Source organism: Hamadaea sp. NPDC051192 (assembly GCF_040682475.1).
In the GTDB taxonomy this organism is placed as follows: domain Bacteria; phylum Actinomycetota; class Actinomycetes; order Mycobacteriales; family Micromonosporaceae; genus Hamadaea; species Hamadaea flava.
On the sequence record NZ_JBFBAZ010000029.1, the window covers coordinates 19741 to 37983 of the forward strand.

The window sequence follows — 18243 nt, forward strand, 5'->3', positions numbered from 1 at the left end:
ATGGGCCGAACGGCTTCCCCGCGCCTGCCTGAACCGGCGGGACGACCCTCACATTGGCTGCTCATAGCCGAGTTGGTAGGGTCGTCGAAGACCTTGACGATCTCCTTGCGGGGAGCCGGAGAGGCATATCCAGACACTCTTTAATCCCGTCCCGTGAGGCGGGGAAGGGGGTCCCTGTTGGCCTACAAAGTCATACTCTCAGAAGCGGACATTCACCGCGTACTCGATCGAATCGCTCATCAGATTCTCGAGAAGACTCAGGGTGCGAGCGACGTCGTCCTCCTCGGAGTCGCCACCCGCGGAGTTCCGCTGGCCCATCGGCTCGCCGAGCGCATCAACGCCTTCGAGCAGGTCAAACTGCCGGTCGGCACGCTCGACATCACGCTCTACCGCGACGACCTCGCGCGGCAGTCCATCCGGGCGGTCGGCCGGACCGAGCTGCCCAGCGGCGGCATCGACGGCTGCCAGGTGATCCTCGTCGACGACGTGCTCTACTCCGGGCGTACGGTGCGGGCGGCGCTCGACGCGATCAGTGATCTCGGCCGCCCCGCGGCGGTGCAGCTGGCCGTCCTCGTCGACCGCGGCCACCGCCAGCTGCCGATTCGGGCCGACTACGTCGGCAAGAACATCCCGACCTCCCTCGCCGAGCAGGTCAAGGTGCTGCTCAGCGAGGTCGACGGCGTGGACGAGGTCCGGCTCGCCACCAGCGGCGCGTCGGCTGAGCCTGCCGGAGCGCAGTCAGGGAGTGCCCTGTGATCAAGCATCTGCTGTCGGCGGCCGACCTGGACGCCGTGACCGCCACCCAGATCCACGACATCGCCGCCGAGATGGCGACGGTCGCGGGCCGGGAAGTCAAGAAGCTGCCGACGCTGCGTGGGCGTACGGTGGTCAACCTGTTCTATGAGGACAGCACCCGGACCCGGACCTCCTTCGAAGTCGCCGCCAAGCGGCTGTCGGCCGACGTCGTGAACTTCTCGGCCAAGGGCTCCAGCGTCGAGAAGGGCGAGTCGCTCAAGGACACCGCCTGGACGCTGCAGGCCATGGGCGCCGACGCCGTGGTCATCCGGCATCCCGCCTCGGGCGCGCCGCACCGGCTCACGCACTGGGTGCACGGCAGCGTCCTCAACGCCGGCGACGGCACCCACGAGCACCCGACCCAGGCGCTGCTCGACACGTACACGATGCGGTCGCGCATGGGCAAGGTCGAGGGCCTCAACGTGGCGATCGTCGGCGACGTCCTGCACAGCCGGGTCGCCCGGTCGAACGCGCTGCTGCTGCACACGCTGGGCGCGAAGGTGACCCTGGTCGGCCCGCCGACCCTGGTGCCGCCCGCGTTCGGCAGTCTCACCCCGAGCCTGGGCGTCAGCTACGACTTCGACTCGGTGCTGCCCCACGCCGACGTGGTGATGATGCTGCGAGTCCAGAAGGAGCGGATGAACGCGGCCTTCTTCCCGTCGTCGCAGGAGTACTACAAGCGCTACGGGCTGGACAGCGCGCGGCTGCGGCGGATGCCGGACCATGCGATCGTCATGCACCCCGGCCCGATGAACCGAGGCGTCGAGATCGCTCCCGAGGTGGCCGACTCGCCCCGCTCCACCATCGTCGAACAGGTCGCCAACGGCGTCTCCGTCCGGATGGCGTGTCTCTACCTGCTCCTTGGAGCAGGTCGATGACTCAGTCTGCTCCTTGGAGCGCGTCGATGAAACTCAGCTTGTTGCTTGGAGGTCGTTCGTGAGCTACCTGATCCGCAACGTCAGCGTGCTGGGCGGCGCTCCCGTCGACCTGGTCGTCCGCGACGGAGTGATCGTCGACAGCGCGGACGGCACCGAAGAGGTCATGGACGGCACCGGGCTGATCGCCCTGCCCGGCCTGGTCGACCTGCACACGCACCTGCGCGAGCCCGGCCGGGAGGACGCCGAGACCGTGCTGACCGGTTCCCGGGCCGCCGCGCTCGGCGGCTACACCGCGGTCTGCGCGATGGCCAACACCAACCCGGTCGCCGACACGGCCGGCGTCGTCGAGCAGGTCTGGCGGCTCGGCCGGGAGGCCGGGCTGGTCGACGTGCAGCCGATCGGCGCGGTCACCGTCGGCCTCGGTGGCGAGAAGCTCGCCGAACTCGGGGCGATGGCCGACTCCGCCGCCACCGTCCGGATCTTCTCCGACGACGGCATGTGCGTGCACGACCCCCGCCTGATGCGCCGGGCACTGGAATACGTCAAGGCGTTCGACGGCGTCATCGCGCAGCACGCCGAGGAGCCGCGGCTCACCCAGGGCGCGCAGATGCACGAGGGCGACGTCTCGGCCCGGCTCGGGCTGACCGGCTGGCCGTCGGTCGCCGAGGAGGCGATCATCGCCCGCGACGTGCTGCTCGCCGCGCACACGGGTGCCCGCCTGCACGTCTGCCACGTCTCCACGGCCGGCAGCGTCGAGGTCATCCGCCAGGCCAAGGCCCGGGGCGTACGCGTCACCGCCGAGGTCACGCCGCATCACCTGCTGCTCACCGACGAGGCGGTCGGCGGTTCGATCGAGGGCACCGCGCCCTACGACCCGGTGTTCAAGGTGAACCCGCCGCTGCGTACCGCCGAGGACGTCGAGGCGCTGCGGAGCGGGCTCGTCGACGGCACCATCGACGTCGTCGCCACCGACCACGCCCCGCACGCCGCGCAGGACAAGGAATGCGAGTGGGCGTACGCCCGGCCGGGCATGCTCGGCCTGGAGACCGCACTGCCGATCGTCCTGCACACCGTCGGCGACGCGCTGGGCTGGGACGGCATCGCCGACCGCATGTCGCGTACGCCGGCCCGCATCGCCGGGCTCGACGAGCACGGCCACACCCCGGTCCCGGGTTCCCCGGCGACCTTCATTCTGATCGATCCGCAGGCCCGGTTCACCGTCGATCCGGCCGCGCTCGCCAGCCTCAGCGCCAACACCCCGTACGCGGGGATGGAGTTGCCCGGCAAGGTGGTCGCGACCTTCCTGCGGGGTAAGCGCACGGCCCTCGACGGGAAGGCAGCAGCATGAGTGAAGCCATCTTGGTGTTGGAAGATGGCCGGACCTTCCGCGGCGAGGCGTTCGGCGCCGTCGGGGAGACGTTCGGCGAGGCCGTGTTCAGCACGGCGATGACCGGTTACCAGGAGACGCTGACCGACCCGTCGTACCACCGTCAGGTCGTCGTGCAGACCGCGCCGCACATCGGCAACACCGGCGTCAACGGCGAGGACGACGAGTCCGACCGGATCTGGGTCGCCGGATACGTGGTCCGCGACCCGTCGCGGGAGGCCTCGAACTGGCGGGCGACCGGCGAACTCGAGGACCGGCTCAAGGCCGAGGGGATCGTCGGCATCGCCGGGATCGACACCCGGGCGCTGACCCGGCACCTGCGCGACCGCGGCGCCATGCGGGTCGGCGTGTCCAGCGTGGACCTCGACCCCGCCTCGCTGCTGTCGAAGGTGCTGGCCAGTCCGCAGATGGTCGGGGCGGACCTGTCCGCTGAGGTGACCACGCGTCAGGCGTACACGGTGGACGCCGAAGGCGAGAAGCTCTTCACCGTCGCGGCGCTGGACCTGGGCATCAAGCGCAACGTGGCGCGGCGCTTGGCCGCGCGCGGGGTGACCACCCACATCCTGCCGGCGACCTCCACCCTGGAGGACCTGCTGGCCGTGCAGCCGGACGCGGTCTTCTTCTCGCCCGGACCGGGCGACCCGGCGACCGCCGACCACCCGGTGGCCCTGGCCCAGGAGGTGATGCGCCGCCGGATTCCGCTGTTCGGGATCTGCTTCGGCAGCCAGATCCTCGGCCGGGCGCTCGGCTTCGGCACCTACAAGCTGGGCTACGGCCACCGGGGCGTCAACCAGCCGGTGATGGACCGCACCACCGGGAAGGTGGAGGTCACCAGCCACAACCACGGCTTCGCGGTCGACGCGCCGTTGGACAAGGTGGTCGACACCGAGTTCGGCCGGGTCGAGGTCTCCCATGTCTGCCTGAACGACAACGTGGTCGAGGGGCTGCGGGCGCTGGACGTGCCCGCCTTCACCGTCCAGTACCACCCCGAAGCGGCAGCCGGCACACACGACGCCGACTACCTCTTCGACCGGTTCAAGCAGCTCATCGAGGGGACGCACTGATGCCGAAGCGCGAAGACCTGAAGCACATCCTGGTCATCGGCTCCGGTCCGATCGTCATCGGCCAGGCCTGCGAGTTCGACTACTCCGGTACGCAGGCCTGCCGGGTCCTGCGGGCGGAGGGCATCCGCGTCTCGCTGGTGAACTCCAACCCCGCGACGATCATGACCGACCCCGAGTTCGCCGACGCGACCTACGTCGAGCCGATCACGCCGGACTTCGTCACGAAGGTGATCGAGCGGGAGCGGCCCGACGCGATCCTGCCGACGCTCGGCGGGCAGACCGCGCTGAACACCGCGGTGGCCCTGCACGAGGCCGGCGTGCTGGACAAGTACAAGGTCGAGCTGATCGGGGCGAACATCGACGCCATCCGGCGCGGTGAGGACCGCCAGCTGTTCAAGGAGATCGTGGCGCGCGCGGGTGCCCGGGTCGGCATGGCCGACGAGGCGCTGGTGCCGCGTTCGCGGGTGTGCCACTCGATGGACGAGGTCCGCGAGACCGCGGCCGACCTGGGGCTGCCGGTCGTCATCCGGCCGAGCTTCACCATGGGCGGCCTCGGGTCCGGCATGGCGCACACCGACGAGGACCTGGAGCGCATCGCCGGGTCCGGGCTGGCCGCCTCGCCGGTGCACGAGGTGCTCATCGAGGAGAGCGTGCTCGGCTGGAAGGAGTACGAGCTGGAGCTGATGCGCGACAAGCACGACAACGTCGTGGTCGTCTGCTCCATCGAGAACCTCGATCCGATGGGCGTCCACACCGGAGACTCGGTGACCGTCGCCCCCGCGATGACCCTGACCGACCGCGAGTACCAGATCATGCGGGATCTCGGCATCGCGGTGCTGCGCGAGGTCGGCGTGGACACCGGCGGCTGCAACATCCAGTTCGCGATCGACCCGGAGAACGGCCGGATCGTCGTCATCGAGATGAACCCGCGGGTGTCGCGGTCCTCGGCGCTGGCGTCCAAGGCGACCGGCTTCCCGATCGCCAAGATCGCGGCGAAGCTCGCCATCGGTTACACCCTCGACGAGATCCCCAACGACATCACCCTGCAGACCCCGGCCGCCTTCGAGCCGTCGCTGGACTACGTCGTGGTGAAGATCCCCCGGTTCGCCTTCGAGAAGTTCCCGGGCGCCGACCCGGAGCTGACCACCACGATGAAGTCGGTCGGCGAGGCGATGAGCCTGGGCCGCAACTTCACCGAGGCGCTCGGCAAGGCAATGCGGTCGATGGAGACCAAGCAGGCCGGCTTCTGGACTGTCGTGGATCAGTTCGACACCGCGGAGGAGGCGCTGGCGGCGCTGAAGATCCCGCACGACGGGCGGCTCTACACGATCGAAGCGGCGCTGCGCCTGGGCGCGACCATCGAGCAGGTGCACGAGGCCAGCGGGGGAGTGGACCCCTGGTTCCTCACCCAGATCGCCTCGCTGATCAAGCTACGCGAGCAGGTGACGAGCGCGGCGGTGCTGGACGAGCCGTTGCTGCGCCGGGCCAAGCGCGCCGGGCTGTCCGACCGGCAGCTCGCCGCCCTGCGTCCGGAGCTCGCCGGCGAGGAGGGCGTACGCACGCTGCGGCATCGCCTCGGGCTGCGCCCCGTCTACAAGACGGTGGACACCTGCGCGGCCGAGTTCGCGGCGAAGACGCCGTACCACTACTCCAGCTATGACGAGGAGACGGAGGTCGCCCCGAGCGACCGCCCGAAGGTGCTCATCCTGGGCTCCGGACCGAACCGGATCGGGCAGGGCATCGAGTTCGACTACTCCTGCGTGCACGCCGTCATGGCGCTGCGGGCGGCCGGGTTCGAGACCGTCATGGTCAACTGCAACCCGGAGACCGTCTCGACCGACTACGACACCGCCGACCGGCTCTACTTCGAGCCGCTGACCTTCGAGGACGTCCTGGAGGTCTGGCACGCCGAGCACAGCTCGGGCACGGCGGCCGGGGGGCCTGGCGTGGTGGGCGTGATCGTCCAGCTGGGCGGGCAGACCCCGCTCGGCCTGGCCCAGCGGCTCAAGGACGCCGGGGTGCCCATCGTCGGCACCAGCCCGGAGTCGATCCACCTCGCCGAGGAGCGGGGCGCGTTCGGCGCGGTGCTGGCCAAGGCCGGCCTGCGCGCGCCGGCGCACGGCACCGCGACGTCCTACGAGGACGCCAAGAAGATCGCCGACGAGGTGGGCTACCCCGTCCTGGTGCGACCGTCGTACGTGCTCGGCGGGCGCGGCATGGAGATCGTCTACGACGACGACACGCTGCGCGACTACATCGGCCGGGCGACCGACATCTCGCCGGAGCACCCGGTGCTGGTCGACCGGTTCCTCGACGACGCCATCGAGATCGACGTCGACGCGCTGTGCGACGCCGACGGCGAGGTCTACATCGGCGGCGTCATGGAGCACATCGAGGAGGCGGGCATCCACAGTGGTGACTCCTCCTGCGCGCTGCCACCGATCACATTGGGAGCCGCGCACCTGAAGGTCGTCCGCGACTTCACCGAGAAGATCGCGCGCGGAGTCGGCGTACGGGGGCTGCTCAACGTGCAGTACGCCCTCAAGGACGACGCCCTCTACGTGCTGGAGGCCAACCCGCGCGCGTCGCGTACGGTGCCGTTCGTCTCCAAGGCGACCGCGGTCCCGCTGGCCAAGGCGGCGGCCCGGATCATGCTCGGGGCGAGCATCGCCGAGCTGCGGGCCGAGGGCATGCTCGAGGCCACCGGCGACGGCGGCCAGTTGCCCGAGCACGCCCCGGTCGCGGTCAAGGAGGCGGTGCTGCCGTTCAAGCGGTTCCGCACCCCGGCCGGCAAGGGCGTCGACTCGCTGCTCGGCCCGGAGATGAAGTCGACCGGTGAGGTCATGGGCATCGACATCGCCTTCGGGCAGGCGTTCGCCAAGTCGCAGGCGGCCGCGTACGGGTCGCTGCCGACGACCGGCAAGATCTTCGTGAGCGTCGCCAACCGCGACAAGCGGGCCATGATCTTCCCGGTCAAGCGGCTGGCCGACCTCGGTTTCGAGATCATCGCGACCGAGGGCACCGGCGAGGTGCTGCGGCGCCACGGCATCGGCTGCGAGGTGGTCGGCAAACACTACGCCGGCGACCAGCGCGACGCCCTCTCGCTCATCGCCGCCGGCGAGGTCAAGCTCGTGATCAACACCCCGCAGGGCTCGGGGGCCGGTGCGCGCTCCGACGGCTACGAGATCCGCTCGGCCGCGGTCGCGGCCGACATCCCGTGCATCACGACGGTCCCCGGCGCAGCGGCGGCGGTGATGGGCATCGAGGCGCTCATCGCCGGAGATCTACGGGTACGCCCACTGCAGGAACTGCACAAGGCGCTCAGGCCCGAGCTCCTGGGGGAGCCCGGGCCTGAGCGCCCGGAGGCCGCAGTGACATTCGAAGCGGGGCCGTCGCTGGGAGCGGAGCTGTGAGCTTCTTCGAGTCCTTCGTACGCCCGGCGCTGTTCCGGATCGGCGGAGGCGACGCCGAGGCGGCCCACGAGGCGACCCTGCACCGGCTGGCCGGGATGTCCGGGCGGCACCGGGTCCTGGAGTCCTTGCGCCGCCGGTACGCGGTGGCCGCGCCGACCCGGGTGTTCGGGGTGGACTTCCCGAACCCGGTCGGCCTGGCCGCCGGGATGGACAAGAACGGGATCGCCCTGCCCGCGTGGCCGGCGCTGGGCTTCGGCTTCGTCGAGGTCGGCACGGTCACGGCGAAGGCGCAGCCGGGCAACGACAAGCCCCGGCTGTTCCGGGCGCCGGCCAGCGAGGCCGTCGTCAACCGGATGGGGTTCAACAACGAGGGCGCGATGGCGCTGGCCGGACGGCTCACGGCGTTGCTCGGCGAGCCGGCCCGGCGGCCGAACGTGCCCGACACCCCGGCGACCCTGATCCGCACCCGTACGCCGGGCGACCTGCCCGCGCTGGCCGGCCCGCTGGGGCTGCGCGCCCCGTTGGGCATCAGCCTGGGCAAGTCGAAGGTCACGCCGTTGGAGGAGGCGGTCGACGACTACGTCTACAGCCTCCAGCTGCTGCGCCCGTACGCCGACTATGTGGCGGTCAACGTCTCGTCGCCGAACACTCCGGGCCTGCGCGAGCTGCAGGACCGCGGCCACCTGAACGAGCTGCTGGCCGCCCTGGTCAAGGAGGCGAAGGGCACGCCGGTGCTGGTGAAGATCGCACCGGACCTGACCGACAGCGCGATCGGCGAGGTCTTGCAGGTCTGCGCCGACCGGGGAGTCGCCGGGCTGATCGCCACCAACACGACGCTGGGTCGCGACGGGCTCGTCCCGGCCGACGCCCAGCTCGCGGGGGAGGCGGGTGGCCTGTCCGGCAAGCCGCTGACCGAGCGCGCCCGCAAGGTCGTCTCGTTCGTGCACGCCGAGACCGGCGGCAAGCTGCCCGTCATCGGGGTCGGCGGGATCATGTCGGCCGACGACGCGACCCGGCTCCTCGACGCCGGCGCCAGCCTCGTCCAGCTCTACACCGGGTTCATCTTCCACGGCCCGGCGTTGGTCCGGGCGGTCGCTGTGGCGGCCCATGGACGCTGACGAGCTGCTCCGGCTCGACCGGGAACATGTCTGGCACCCGTACGGGCCGATGCCCGGGCGGATGGAGCCGCTGGTGGTGCGGTCGGCGTCGGGCGTACGCCTGACCTTGGACGACGGCCGGGAACTGGTCGACGGGATGTCGAGCTGGTGGTCGGCGATCCACGGCTACCGCCATCCGGTGCTCGACGCCGCCCTGGCCGAGCAGGCGGGCCGGATGAGCCACGTGATGTTCGGCGGGCTCACCCACGAGCCCGCCGTACGCCTGGCGCAGACCCTCGTCGAGATCACCCCGGCCGGGCTGGAGCACGTGTTCCTGGCCGACTCCGGCTCGGTCAGCGTCGAGGTCGGCATCAAGATGGCGGTGCAGTACTGGCGGTCGCTGGGCCGCCCGGCCAAACGCCGCCTGCTGACCTGGCGCGGCGGCTACCACGGCGACACGTTCCACCCGATGAGCGTGTGCGATCCCGAGGGTGGCATGCACAGCCTCTGGGGCGACGTGCTGCCTCGGCAGATCTTCGCCGACCTGCCCCCGGCCACCTTCGAGCAGGCGTACGCCGATGAGCTGCGCGCCGCGCTCAAGGCGGAGGCGGACGAGATCGCCGCGATCATCGTCGAGCCCCTGGTCCAGGGGGCGGGCGGCATGCGGTGGCACCATCCGGCGTACCTGCGGGTGCTGCGGGAGCTGGCCGACGAGTTCGGGGTGCTGCTCATCTTCGACGAGATCGCGACCGGCTTCGGGCGTACCGGCCGGATGTTCGCCGCCGATCACGCCGGCGTGACCCCCGACATCATGTGCGTGGGCAAGGCGCTGACCGGTGGATACCTGACGCTGGCCGCGGCGTTGTGCACCTCGGAGGTCGCCGGGGGGATCTCGCGCGGCGAGGTGCCGGTGCTGGCGCACGGGCCGACCTTCATGGGCAACCCGCTGGCCTGCGCCGTGGCGAACGCGTCTCTCGGCCTGCTGCTGTCGTCCGACTGGGAGACCGAGGTGCGCCGCATTTCCGCAGGTCTGAGCGCTGGTCTCGACGCGGCGCGGCACCTGCCCGGCGTACGCGACGTGCGGGTGCTCGGGGCCATCGGGGTGATCCAGCTGGATCACGAGGTTGCCATGGCGCCCGCGACCGCTGCGGCGGTGGCGCACGGCGTGTGGCTGCGCCCCTTCCGGGATCTGATCTACGCCATGCCGCCCTATGTGACCTCCGACGCCGATCTCGCGCTGGTCACCGGCGCGATGCGGGCCGCCGCCGAGGCCTCGCACTCAGCCTTCTCACAGCATTCGTCCTGATTTCGCCGTTATTTCGTCGTGAACGGAGCACCGTCATGGAACCCTTCGGCAGTCGCCTGCACCAAGCCCTGGCCAAGCGCGGACCGCTGTGCGTTGGCATCGATCCCCATGCTTCGCTGCTGGCCGCGTGGGGTTTGAGTGATGACGTGGATGGTGTCGAGCGGTTCAGCCGAACGGTGGTAGAGGCATTGGCCGAACGGGTAGCTGTCTTTAAACCCCAGGCCGCATTCTTCGAGCGATTCGGCTCGCGTGGCATGGCCATTCTTGAGTCAACTATCCGACAGTTGCGGGATGCCGGAGCCCTTGTCTTGCTGGACGCGAAACGCGGTGATATCGGCTCGACGATGGCCGCGTACGCCGACGCGTACCTGAATCCATCTAGCCCGATCTATGTGGACGCGATCACCGTGAGCCCGTTCCTCGGCTTCGGATCGCTCCGCCCGGCGTTCGACTCGGCCGCCTTGCACGGTGGTGGGGTATTCGTCCTGGCCCTTACATCGAACCCTGAAGGATCGCAGGTCCAGCATGCCCGGACGGCCGATGGGCGGACGGTCGCCCAACTGATACTAGATGAGATTTCCCAGCTCAACACGGGTGCGGAACCGCTGGGCAGCATCGGCGCGGTGGTCGGGGCGACTGTCGGGCGGACCGGCGAGGACCTGTCCCGGACCAATGGGCCGTTCCTCGTTCCGGGGCTCGGCGCGCAGGGCGGCGACCCCGCCGGACTGCGCGAGATCTTCGGCGACTCCATCGACGCCGTCCTTCCCTCGTACTCGCGTGAGGTGCTCGCGGGCGGGCCGACGGTTCGCGGCCTGATCGAGGCTACTGAGCGGTCGCTCGATGCGTGCCGCCGCGCCCTGGGCGGGTGACCGGTGACGCCACTCACGGCGTAACCATTTTGTGATCATGCGTGGTGACGTTGCCGAAAGCGGCTCTGACCGCTAGTTTTCCCCGCGACTGGAAACCACAGGCGTCACCGTAGGTGACACGTGACCCAGGCACAGGCAAAACGTCGTCCGTCCCACCCGGGGCGGACGTGTAGACCAACGAACGAGCGGTGGGTCGACCCCTCGACCGCCGCGTGGGACCTGAGGAGAACTGGTGCCGCTCCCCACACTGAGCCCCGAGCAGCGCGCTGCCGCGCTCGAGAAGGCCGCTGAGATTCGCAAGGCCCGGGCCGAGCTGAAGGAACAGCTCAAGAAGGGTCAGACCACGCTGGACGCGGTGCTGAGCCGTGCCGAGGCCGACGACGTCGTCGGCAAGCTGAAGGTGTCGGCGGTGCTGCAGTCGCTGCCCGGCATCGGCAAGATCCGCGCCACGCAGATCATGGAGAAGCTGAAGATCGCCGACTCGCGCCGTCTGCGCGGACTCGGTGAGCAGCAGCGCAAGGCTCTGCTCGCCGAGTTCTCCGGCAACTGAGCTGACGTGACACACAAGGCCGCCGCCCGTTTCGGGCGGCGGCCTTGTGCTTGCCCAGGCCAGCCGTCGCGGCGACGCGAGTCGCGGCAGATGTGATCTGTGACGTGATCTGTGCCGGGGTAACGCGACAAGATCAGCTGCGTTGGGTAGAAAGGGACCCAACGAGCGCTGCCCATCTGGCGAGGAGAAGAAGTGACCGACGTATCCCGACCGCCGGCCCGCCTCACCGTGCTGTCCGGCCCGTCCGGGGTCGGCAAGGACAGCGTGATCGAGTGGATCAAACCGCGCGCTCCCTGGGTGTGGTTCTCCGTCTCGGCGACCACGCGGAAGATGCGTGACGGCGAGGTCGACGGCATCCACTACCACTTCGTGAACCGGGCCCAGTTCCGCCACCTGGAGGCCTCCGGGCAGCTGCTGGAATGGGCCGAGTTCGCGGGCAACCTCTACGGCACGCCCCGCGCGGGCGTCGAAGCCCGGCTCGACCAGGGCATCCCGGTCCTGCTGAAGATCGACATCCAGGGCGCTCGCCAGGTCCGGGCGGTCATGCCCGAGGCCCAGCTCGTCTTTCTCGCCCCGCCGAGCGTCGAGGAGTTGCACCGGCGCCTGCGCGGCCGGGGGACCGAGGACGAGGAGACCATCCGGCGCCGGCTGCTGCACGCCGACGAGGAGCTGGCCTCGCAGAAGGAGTTCGATGTCACCGTCGTCAACGACTCGGTCGAACGCGCTGCTGACGAGTTGCTAGGATTACTCGGTTCACGACAGCTCGCGCCGATCCGGGCGCACGGCTGACAAAACAGACACAAGTTTTTCTAGGGACGTGAAAGTGGCCGCAACCGTCGCCAACCCAGAGGGCATCACCAACCCGCCCATCGACGAGCTGCTGGAGAAGACCTCCTCGAAGTACGCGCTGGTCATCTTCGCGGCGAAGCGCGCGCGCCAGATCAACGCCTACTACTCGCAGCTCGGCGAGGGCCTGCTGGAGTACGTCGGCCCGCTGGTGGAGACCACTCCGCAGGAGAAGGCGCTCTCGATCTCGATGCGCGAGATCAACGCCGGCCTGCTCGTCGCCGAGCCGACCGGCGAAACCGCCTGATCAGGCGCTGAAACTCGGCAGAGAACAGAATCCGACGGTGAGCAGGGTCGTCCTCGGCGTCAGCGGCGGCATCGCCGCGTACAAGGCGTGCGAGTTGCTGCGCCTGCTCACCGAATCGGGTCACCAGGTCCGCGTCGTGCCGACCGAGGCCGCCCTGCGGTTCGTCGGCGCGCCCACCTGGGAGGCCTTGTCCGGTCAGCCGGTCGCGACCGGAGTCTTCACCGACGTCCCCGAGGTGCCGCACGTCCGCCTCGGGCAGACCGCGGATCTGGTGCTCGTCGCGCCCGCGACGGCCGATCTGCTGGCCAAGGCGGCCCACGGGCTCGCCGACGACCTGCTCACCTCGACCCTGCTCACCGCCCGCTGTCCGGTCGTCTTCGCGCCGGCCATGCATACGGAGATGTGGGAGCACCCGGCCACCGCCGACAATGTGGCGACGCTGCGCCGCCGGGGCGCGATCGTGATCGAGCCCGCCGTCGGCCGCCTCACCGGCGCCGACTCCGGCAAGGGCCGCCTGCCCGACCCCGCCGAGATCTTCGCGATCGCGCGGCGGGTGCTCGCTGGGCGTACCGCCGCCGACCTGGCCGGCCGGCACGTCGTGGTCACCGCCGGCGGCACCCGGGAACCGCTCGACCCGGTCCGCTTCCTCGGCAACCGCTCGTCCGGCAAGCAGGGGTACGCGTTCGCGACGGCCGCGGTCGCCCGCGGTGCGAAGGTCACCTTGATCGCGGCCAACGTGGCCCTGCCCACCCCGGCCGGGGTCGAGCTGGTCCGGGTCGGCAGCACGGCCGAGCTGCGAGACGCCGTCCTGGCGGCGGCCGGGGTCGCCGACGCGATGGTGTTCGCCGCCGCGCCCGCCGACTTCCGCCCCGCGCAGTACGCCGAGCAGAAGATCAAGAAGACGGCCGACGGGTCAGCGCCCAGCCTCGAACTGGTCACCAATCCCGACATCGCCGCCGAGGCGGGTGCGATGAAACGGCCCGGCCAGGTGCTCGTCGCGTTCGCCGCGGAGACGCACGACGCGCTCGACAACGGCGCGGCCAAGCTCGTCAAGAAGCGGGCCGACCTGATCGTGGTGAACGAGGTCGGCGCCGACAAGGTCTTCGGGGCCGACGACAACGACGTCGTGGTGCTGGGGGCGGACGGATCCTCGACAGCGCTCGGCCGGCGACCCAAAGAGGATGTCGCCGACGCCGTCTGGGACCTCGTCCTGGACCGCTGGTCGGCGAAGACCGACTGAAGAGTCCGAATTGTGAACACACGGCCGGTCGCCGGATCGGCGTACGCGCAGGTTGACTAGACTGCCGCGATAACTTGCAATCGTTGAGCGTCTTGCCGTTGGCAAGCGGACCGTTGAGGGAGCACTGTGGCACGCCGTCTCTTCACCTCCGAATCGGTCACGGAGGGTCACCCCGACAAGATCGCCGACCAGATCAGCGATGGCATCCTCGACGCGCTGCTGACGCAGGACCCGCACAGCCGGGTCGCCGTGGAAACCCTGATCACGACCGGCCAGGTGCACGTCGCGGGTGAGGTCACCACGAAGGCGTACGCCGACATCCCGACGATCGTCCGCGAGACGATCCTCGGCATCGGCTACGACTCCTCGAAGAAGGGCTTCGACGGCGCGTCCTGCGGCGTCAGCGTCTCGATCGGGTCGCAGTCGCCCGACATCGCCCAGGGCGTCGACTCCGCCCTGGAGCAGCGCGAGGGCGGCCACGACCTGCTGGACTCCCAGGGCGCCGGCGACCAGGGCATGATGTTCGGCTTCGCCTGCTCGGAGACGCCCGAGCTGATGCCGCTGCCGATCGCGCTCGCGCACCGGCTGGCCCGCCGGCTCTCCGCGGTCCGCAAGGACGGGGTGATCCCGTACCTGCGCCCGGACGGCAAGACCCAGGTCACCATCGAGTACAACGGCCTCAAGCCGGTCAAGCTGCACACCGTCGTGGTGTCCTCGCAGCACGCCCCGGACATCTCGCTCGAGTCGCTGCTCACCCCGGACGTCCGCGAGCACGTCATCGCGCCGGAGCTGGAGAGCCTGGGCCTCGACACCGAGGGCTACCGGCTGCTGGTGAACCCGACCGGCCGCTTCGAGATCGGCGGCCCGATGGGCGACGCCGGCCTCACCGGCCGGAAGATCATCGTCGACACCTACGGCGGCTACGCCCGCCACGGCGGCGGCGCGTTCTCCGGCAAGGACCCGTCCAAGGTGGACCGGTCGGCGGCGTACGCGATGCGCTGGGTCGCCAAGAACGTCGTGGCGGCCGGGCTGGCCGAGCGGTGCGAGGTGCAGGTGGCGTACGCCATCGGCAAGGCGCACCCGGTGAGCCTGTTCGTCGAGACGTTCGGCACCGAGGTCGTCCCGGTGGACCGGATCGAGAAGGCCATCAACGAGGTCTTCGACCTGCGTCCGGCCGCCATCATCCGGGACCTGGAGCTGCTGCGCCCGATCTACCAGCAGACCGCGGCGTACGGCCACTTCGGCCGCGAGCTGCCCGAGCTGGCCTGGGAGCGGACCGACCGGGTCGCCGACCTGAAGTCCGCGGCGGGGGCGTGACCCACCTTCGTCGTAGTGACCTGATAAACCAGGTGACGTGACGAGCAAGACCAAGCGCAGCGACCGGCAGCCCGCATCGGGGTTGCCGGTCGCTCGCGTCTGCGTCGACGTGCCGCTGCCGCACCTCGACCGGCCGTTCGACTACCTGGTCCCGGCGGATCTCGACGCGGCGGCCCAGCCGGGCACCCGGGTGCGGGTCCGGTTCTCCGGCCAGCTCGTCGACGGCTGGCTGCTCGACCGGGTCGAGCACACCGAGCTGGACCGGAAGCTGGCGTTCCTGGAGAAGGTCGTGTCGCCGGAGCCGGTGCTGCGCCCGGAGATCATCCGGCTCGCCCGTGACATCGCCGACCGGTACGCCGGCAGCCTGATCGACGTCCTGCGGCTGGCCGTGCCGCCCCGGCACGCGGCGGCCGAGAAGGCGGCCCCGAAGACCCCGAAACCACCTGGCCGGCGGGAAGAGCGCCCCGGCTGGGGGCACTACGCCGCCGGGCAGGCCTTCCTGCGGGCGCTGGCCGACGGCAAGTCCCCCCGGGCGGTCTGGTCGGCCCTGCCGGGGGAGCGCTGGCCGGACCGGGTCGCCGCCGCCGTCGCCGACACGCTGGCGAGCGGCCGGGGTGCGGTCGTGATCGTGGCCGACTACCGGGACCTGGACCGCCTCGACGCCGCCCTGACGGCCGCGCTGGGCGGCGACGACCAGCATGTGGCCCTATCAGCGGCACTGGGACCGGCCGAGCGCTACAAGCGCTTCCTGCGCGTCAGCCGGGGCGAGGTGCAGGTGGTCATCGGGACGCGGGGCGCGTCCTTCGCCCCCGTACGCGACCTCGGCCTGGTGGTCATCTGGGACGACGGCGACGACCTGCACGCCGAACCGCGGTCGCCCTACCCGCACGCGCGGCAGGTGCTGCTGAGCCGGGCGCAGCTGACCGGTTGCGCCGCCCTCGTCGGCGGGTACGCCCGGACGGCCGAGGGCCAGCTGCTGGTGGAGACCGGGTGGGCGAAGGAGATCACGCCGTCCCGGGAGACGTTGCGGGTGCTGTCGCCGCGCATCGTCACCGCCGACGACCGCCAGCTGGCCCGCGACCCGGGCGCCGTCGCGGCCCGCCTGCCGAGCGTGGCGTGGGACGCCGCCCGGGAAGCGATGCGAGCCGACGCCCCCGTGCTGATCCAGGTGCCCCGCCGGGGTTACGTGCCCTCGGTGGCCTGCCAGGAGTGCCGGGAACGGGCCCGCTGCTCCCGCTGCTCCGGCCCGCTGGCGCTGCCGGGCAACGCCGGTCCGCCGGCCTGCCGCTGGTGCGCCCGCCCGGCCGCCGACTACACCTGTCCGCGCTGCGGCGGCCGCCGCCTGCGTGCCTCGGTGACCGGCGTCCGGCGTACGGCGGAGGAGCTGGGCCGGGCGTTCCCCGGGGTGCCGGTGCGTACGTCCGGCGGCGAATCGGTCCTGGCGACCGTCCCGGCGGAGGCGTCGCTGGTCCTCGCCACGCCCGGCGCGGAACCCATCGTGGACGGACCGGGCTACGGCGCGGTGCTGCTGCTCGACACCTGGGCGATGCTGACCCGGGCCGACCTGCGCGCCGCCGAGGAGGCGCTGCGGCGCTGGATGGCGGCCGCCGCGCTCGCCATCCCCGCCGGCAAAGGCGGCAAGGTGGTCGTGGTCGCCGACGGCTCGATGATCCCGGTGCAGGCGCTGCTGCGCTGGGACGCCGCCTGGCTGGCCGAACGGGAGCTGGCCGACCGGCGGGCGCTCGGCTTCCCGCCCGCCGCGCGGATGGCGTCGCTCACCGGTCCACCGGCCGCCGTCGCCGAGCTGACCGAGTCCGCCGACCTGCCGCCGGGCACCGAGCAACTCGGCCCGCTGGAGATCGGCGAGGGCTCCGAACGGTTGCTGCTGCGGGTCCGGCGGTCGGAGGCGGCGGCGTTGGCGCATGCGCTGCACGCGGCCGCCGGGACGCGCAGCGCGCGCAAGTCGGCCGACGCCGTCCGGGTTCAGCTCGATCCGCTGGAACTGCTCTAGCCCAGCCGCCTGTTCCCGTCGCCCGTTCGGGGTCGGCTGCGCGACACCGTCTCGGTCACCCTCGCCGCACGCTGTCCGGTACGCCGGTGACGAGGCGGTACGCGAGAGGAGCCGGCCATGGCCGAAGGCGTCCCAGTCTGGGAGACGAGCTGGAGCGTACGCGAATTCGAGCCGGACGAGGTCGTCGAGGAGGTCTCCTGCCAGCCGGTCGACGAGCGCAACGACGGGCTGAACTGGCAGGGCAACCGGATCCCGACCGCCGAGGACTTCGAGGAGGCCGCCATCGGGCGCAATGTGCCCGGCGACGGCGGACCCGACGACGTCGACGAGGACCCCGAGGCCCCGGCGGGGGAGGCGGAGACCGATGCCCCCGCGTGACGCGTACATGAAACGGCCGCACGGGGTGAGCCTCGACCGGGCTCAGCAGAACGGTTGGGGCCCCGGCTGGCCGAACTGCCAGAAGAGCAAGATCGTCGAGCTGTCGGCCGGCGGGGTGAAGGTCAGCGTACGCCGGGAGCTGGCCGAGCTGGTGGGGCTGCTGCTCACCGCGACGGTCGTCCTGCACCGGTACCGCCTCAAGGCGCATGCCACCGGTGGCTACAACTGCCGCAGCATCCGGAACAAGAACACGCCCAGCAACCACTCGTGGGGGCTGGCAGTCGATCTGAACTGGAACGACAACCCGTTCCAGAAGCCGTTCAAGTCCGACCTGCCGGTCGAGGTCATTCCACTGTGGTGGAACTGCGGCTTCTACTGGGGCGGCTGGTACTCGACCAAGCCCGACCCGATGCACTTCGAGTACGTCTTCACCCCGGCCGACGTCCCGCGCCACGTGCGCAAGGCAAAGGAGCTGATCATGCCGTTCCGCGACGACGGCGACGCCCGCGCGCTGATCTTCCGGGTCGAGGGCCTGCTCGCCATGCGGGAGACCATCGACAACCACGTCAACAACCCGCACGAGCCGAACAAGCTGACCGCCGTGGTCAACGCGATCGCCATGGATGCCAAAGGCGCCCGAGCCTCGGCCGGTGACGCCGCCGCGGCCGCCCGGCTTGCGGCGGAATCCGCCCGGGCCGCGCAGACCGCCGCCGAAGCGGCCCAAGCCGCAGTGCTCGACCCGGCCGCGCTGGAGGCGCTCCTCGAACGCGTCGTACGCCGGGTGCTCGCCGAGCCCCCGCCCGCCTGACCCGCCTGCCTCCGCCCCGCGGCCGCTCCGCGTCCCG

At 70.9% G+C, this 18243-nt stretch carries 15 protein-coding genes and 1 pseudogene; all 16 read left to right on the forward strand.

Features of this window, described 5'->3' with window-relative positions; translation table 11 throughout:
• The first annotated feature begins 177 nt into the window (after positions 1–177).
• The 16 genes and pseudogenes from pyrR (at position 178) to AB0M47_RS15235 (ending at position 18206) form a co-directional block, all read left to right on the forward strand.
• Entirely contained in the window at positions 178–756 is a 579-nt protein-coding gene (pyrR, locus tag AB0M47_RS15160; RefSeq protein WP_363413097.1) for a bifunctional pyr operon transcriptional regulator/uracil phosphoribosyltransferase PyrR, read from the forward strand.
• A complete protein-coding gene (locus AB0M47_RS15165; protein ID WP_363413099.1) occupies positions 753–1673 on the forward strand; it encodes an aspartate carbamoyltransferase catalytic subunit in 921 nt (306 codons plus the stop codon). The genes pyrR and AB0M47_RS15165 overlap by 4 nt, the downstream gene beginning before the upstream one ends.
• A 58-nt stretch (positions 1674–1731) precedes the next feature.
• A complete protein-coding gene (locus AB0M47_RS15170; protein WP_363413101.1) occupies positions 1732–3021 on the forward strand; it encodes a dihydroorotase in 1290 nt (429 codons plus the stop codon).
• Complete coding sequence (gene carA, locus AB0M47_RS15175) at positions 3018–4124, forward strand: glutamine-hydrolyzing carbamoyl-phosphate synthase small subunit (RefSeq protein WP_363413103.1); 1107 nt, start codon at positions 3018–3020, stop codon at positions 4122–4124. Before AB0M47_RS15170 ends, carA begins: the two co-directional genes overlap by 4 nt.
• A pseudogene (gene carB, locus AB0M47_RS15180) lies at positions 4124–7450 on the forward strand (carbamoyl-phosphate synthase large subunit); the annotation flags it as partial. The gene carA and the pseudogene carB, both read left to right, overlap by 1 nt.
• An 83-nt stretch (positions 7451–7533) precedes the next feature.
• Positions 7534–8655: a quinone-dependent dihydroorotate dehydrogenase gene (locus tag AB0M47_RS15185; protein ID WP_363413105.1), complete on the forward strand. Its 1122-nt coding sequence runs from the start codon at positions 7534–7536 to the stop codon at positions 8653–8655.
• Complete coding sequence (locus AB0M47_RS15190; protein WP_363413107.1) at positions 8645–9940, forward strand: adenosylmethionine--8-amino-7-oxononanoate transaminase; 1296 nt, start codon at positions 8645–8647, stop codon at positions 9938–9940. Before AB0M47_RS15185 ends, AB0M47_RS15190 begins: the two co-directional genes overlap by 11 nt.
• A 35-nt stretch (positions 9941–9975) precedes the next feature.
• The gene (gene pyrF / locus AB0M47_RS15195; RefSeq protein WP_363413108.1) at positions 9976–10809 is read left to right on the forward strand and encodes an orotidine-5'-phosphate decarboxylase; all 834 of its coding nucleotides are present in this window, start codon (positions 9976–9978) and stop codon (positions 10807–10809) included.
• Between the two features lie 232 nt (positions 10810–11041).
• Positions 11042–11359, forward strand: a complete 318-nt coding sequence (gene mihF / locus AB0M47_RS15200; RefSeq protein WP_253762238.1) for an integration host factor, actinobacterial type — start codon at positions 11042–11044, stop codon at positions 11357–11359.
• A gap of 192 nt (positions 11360–11551) precedes the next feature.
• On the forward strand, positions 11552–12148 hold the full coding sequence (gene gmk, locus AB0M47_RS15205; protein WP_253762239.1) for a guanylate kinase: 597 nt from the start codon (positions 11552–11554) through the stop codon (positions 12146–12148).
• Between the two features lie 34 nt (positions 12149–12182).
• On the forward strand, positions 12183–12452 hold the full coding sequence (gene rpoZ, locus AB0M47_RS15210) for a DNA-directed RNA polymerase subunit omega (protein WP_253763928.1): 270 nt from the start codon (positions 12183–12185) through the stop codon (positions 12450–12452).
• Positions 12453–12489: 37 nt separating this feature from the next.
• The gene (gene coaBC, locus AB0M47_RS15215) at positions 12490–13692 is read left to right on the forward strand and encodes a bifunctional phosphopantothenoylcysteine decarboxylase/phosphopantothenate--cysteine ligase CoaBC (RefSeq protein ID WP_363413111.1); all 1203 of its coding nucleotides are present in this window, start codon (positions 12490–12492) and stop codon (positions 13690–13692) included.
• Between the two features lie 126 nt (positions 13693–13818).
• The gene (gene metK / locus AB0M47_RS15220; protein ID WP_363413113.1) at positions 13819–15009 is read left to right on the forward strand and encodes a methionine adenosyltransferase; all 1191 of its coding nucleotides are present in this window, start codon (positions 13819–13821) and stop codon (positions 15007–15009) included.
• A gap of 82 nt (positions 15010–15091) precedes the next feature.
• The gene (locus tag AB0M47_RS15225; RefSeq protein ID WP_363413190.1) at positions 15092–17020 is read left to right on the forward strand and encodes a primosomal protein N'; all 1929 of its coding nucleotides are present in this window, start codon (positions 15092–15094) and stop codon (positions 17018–17020) included.
• A gap of 117 nt (positions 17021–17137) precedes the next feature.
• Positions 17138–17398 (forward strand): hypothetical protein, encoded by a 261-nt coding sequence (locus tag AB0M47_RS15230; protein WP_253762246.1) that lies wholly within the window; start codon positions 17138–17140, stop codon positions 17396–17398.
• Positions 17385–18206 carry a M15 family metallopeptidase gene (locus AB0M47_RS15235; RefSeq protein WP_363413115.1) on the forward strand — a complete coding sequence of 274 codons (822 nt, stop codon included), beginning with the start codon at positions 17385–17387 and terminating at the stop codon, positions 18204–18206. Before AB0M47_RS15230 ends, AB0M47_RS15235 begins: the two co-directional genes overlap by 14 nt.
• Positions 18207–18243 lie beyond the last annotated feature (37 nt).

Bases quoted from the DNA above. Each gene is read 5' to 3' on its own strand.
- carA (WP_363413103.1), top strand. From the start codon at position 3,018: ATGAGTGAAGCCATCTTGGTGTTGGAAGATGGCCGGACCTTCCGCGGC.
- AB0M47_RS15190 (WP_363413107.1), top strand. From the start codon at position 8,645: ATGGACGCTGACGAGCTGCTCCGGCTCGACCGGGAACATGTCTGGCAC.
- pyrF (WP_363413108.1), top strand. From the start codon at position 9,976: ATGGAACCCTTCGGCAGTCGCCTGCACCAAGCCCTGGCCAAGCGCGGA.
- AB0M47_RS15230 (WP_253762246.1), top strand. From the start codon at position 17,138: ATGGCCGAAGGCGTCCCAGTCTGGGAGACGAGCTGGAGCGTACGCGAA.
- AB0M47_RS15235 (WP_363413115.1), top strand. From the start codon at position 17,385: ATGCCCCCGCGTGACGCGTACATGAAACGGCCGCACGGGGTGAGCCTC.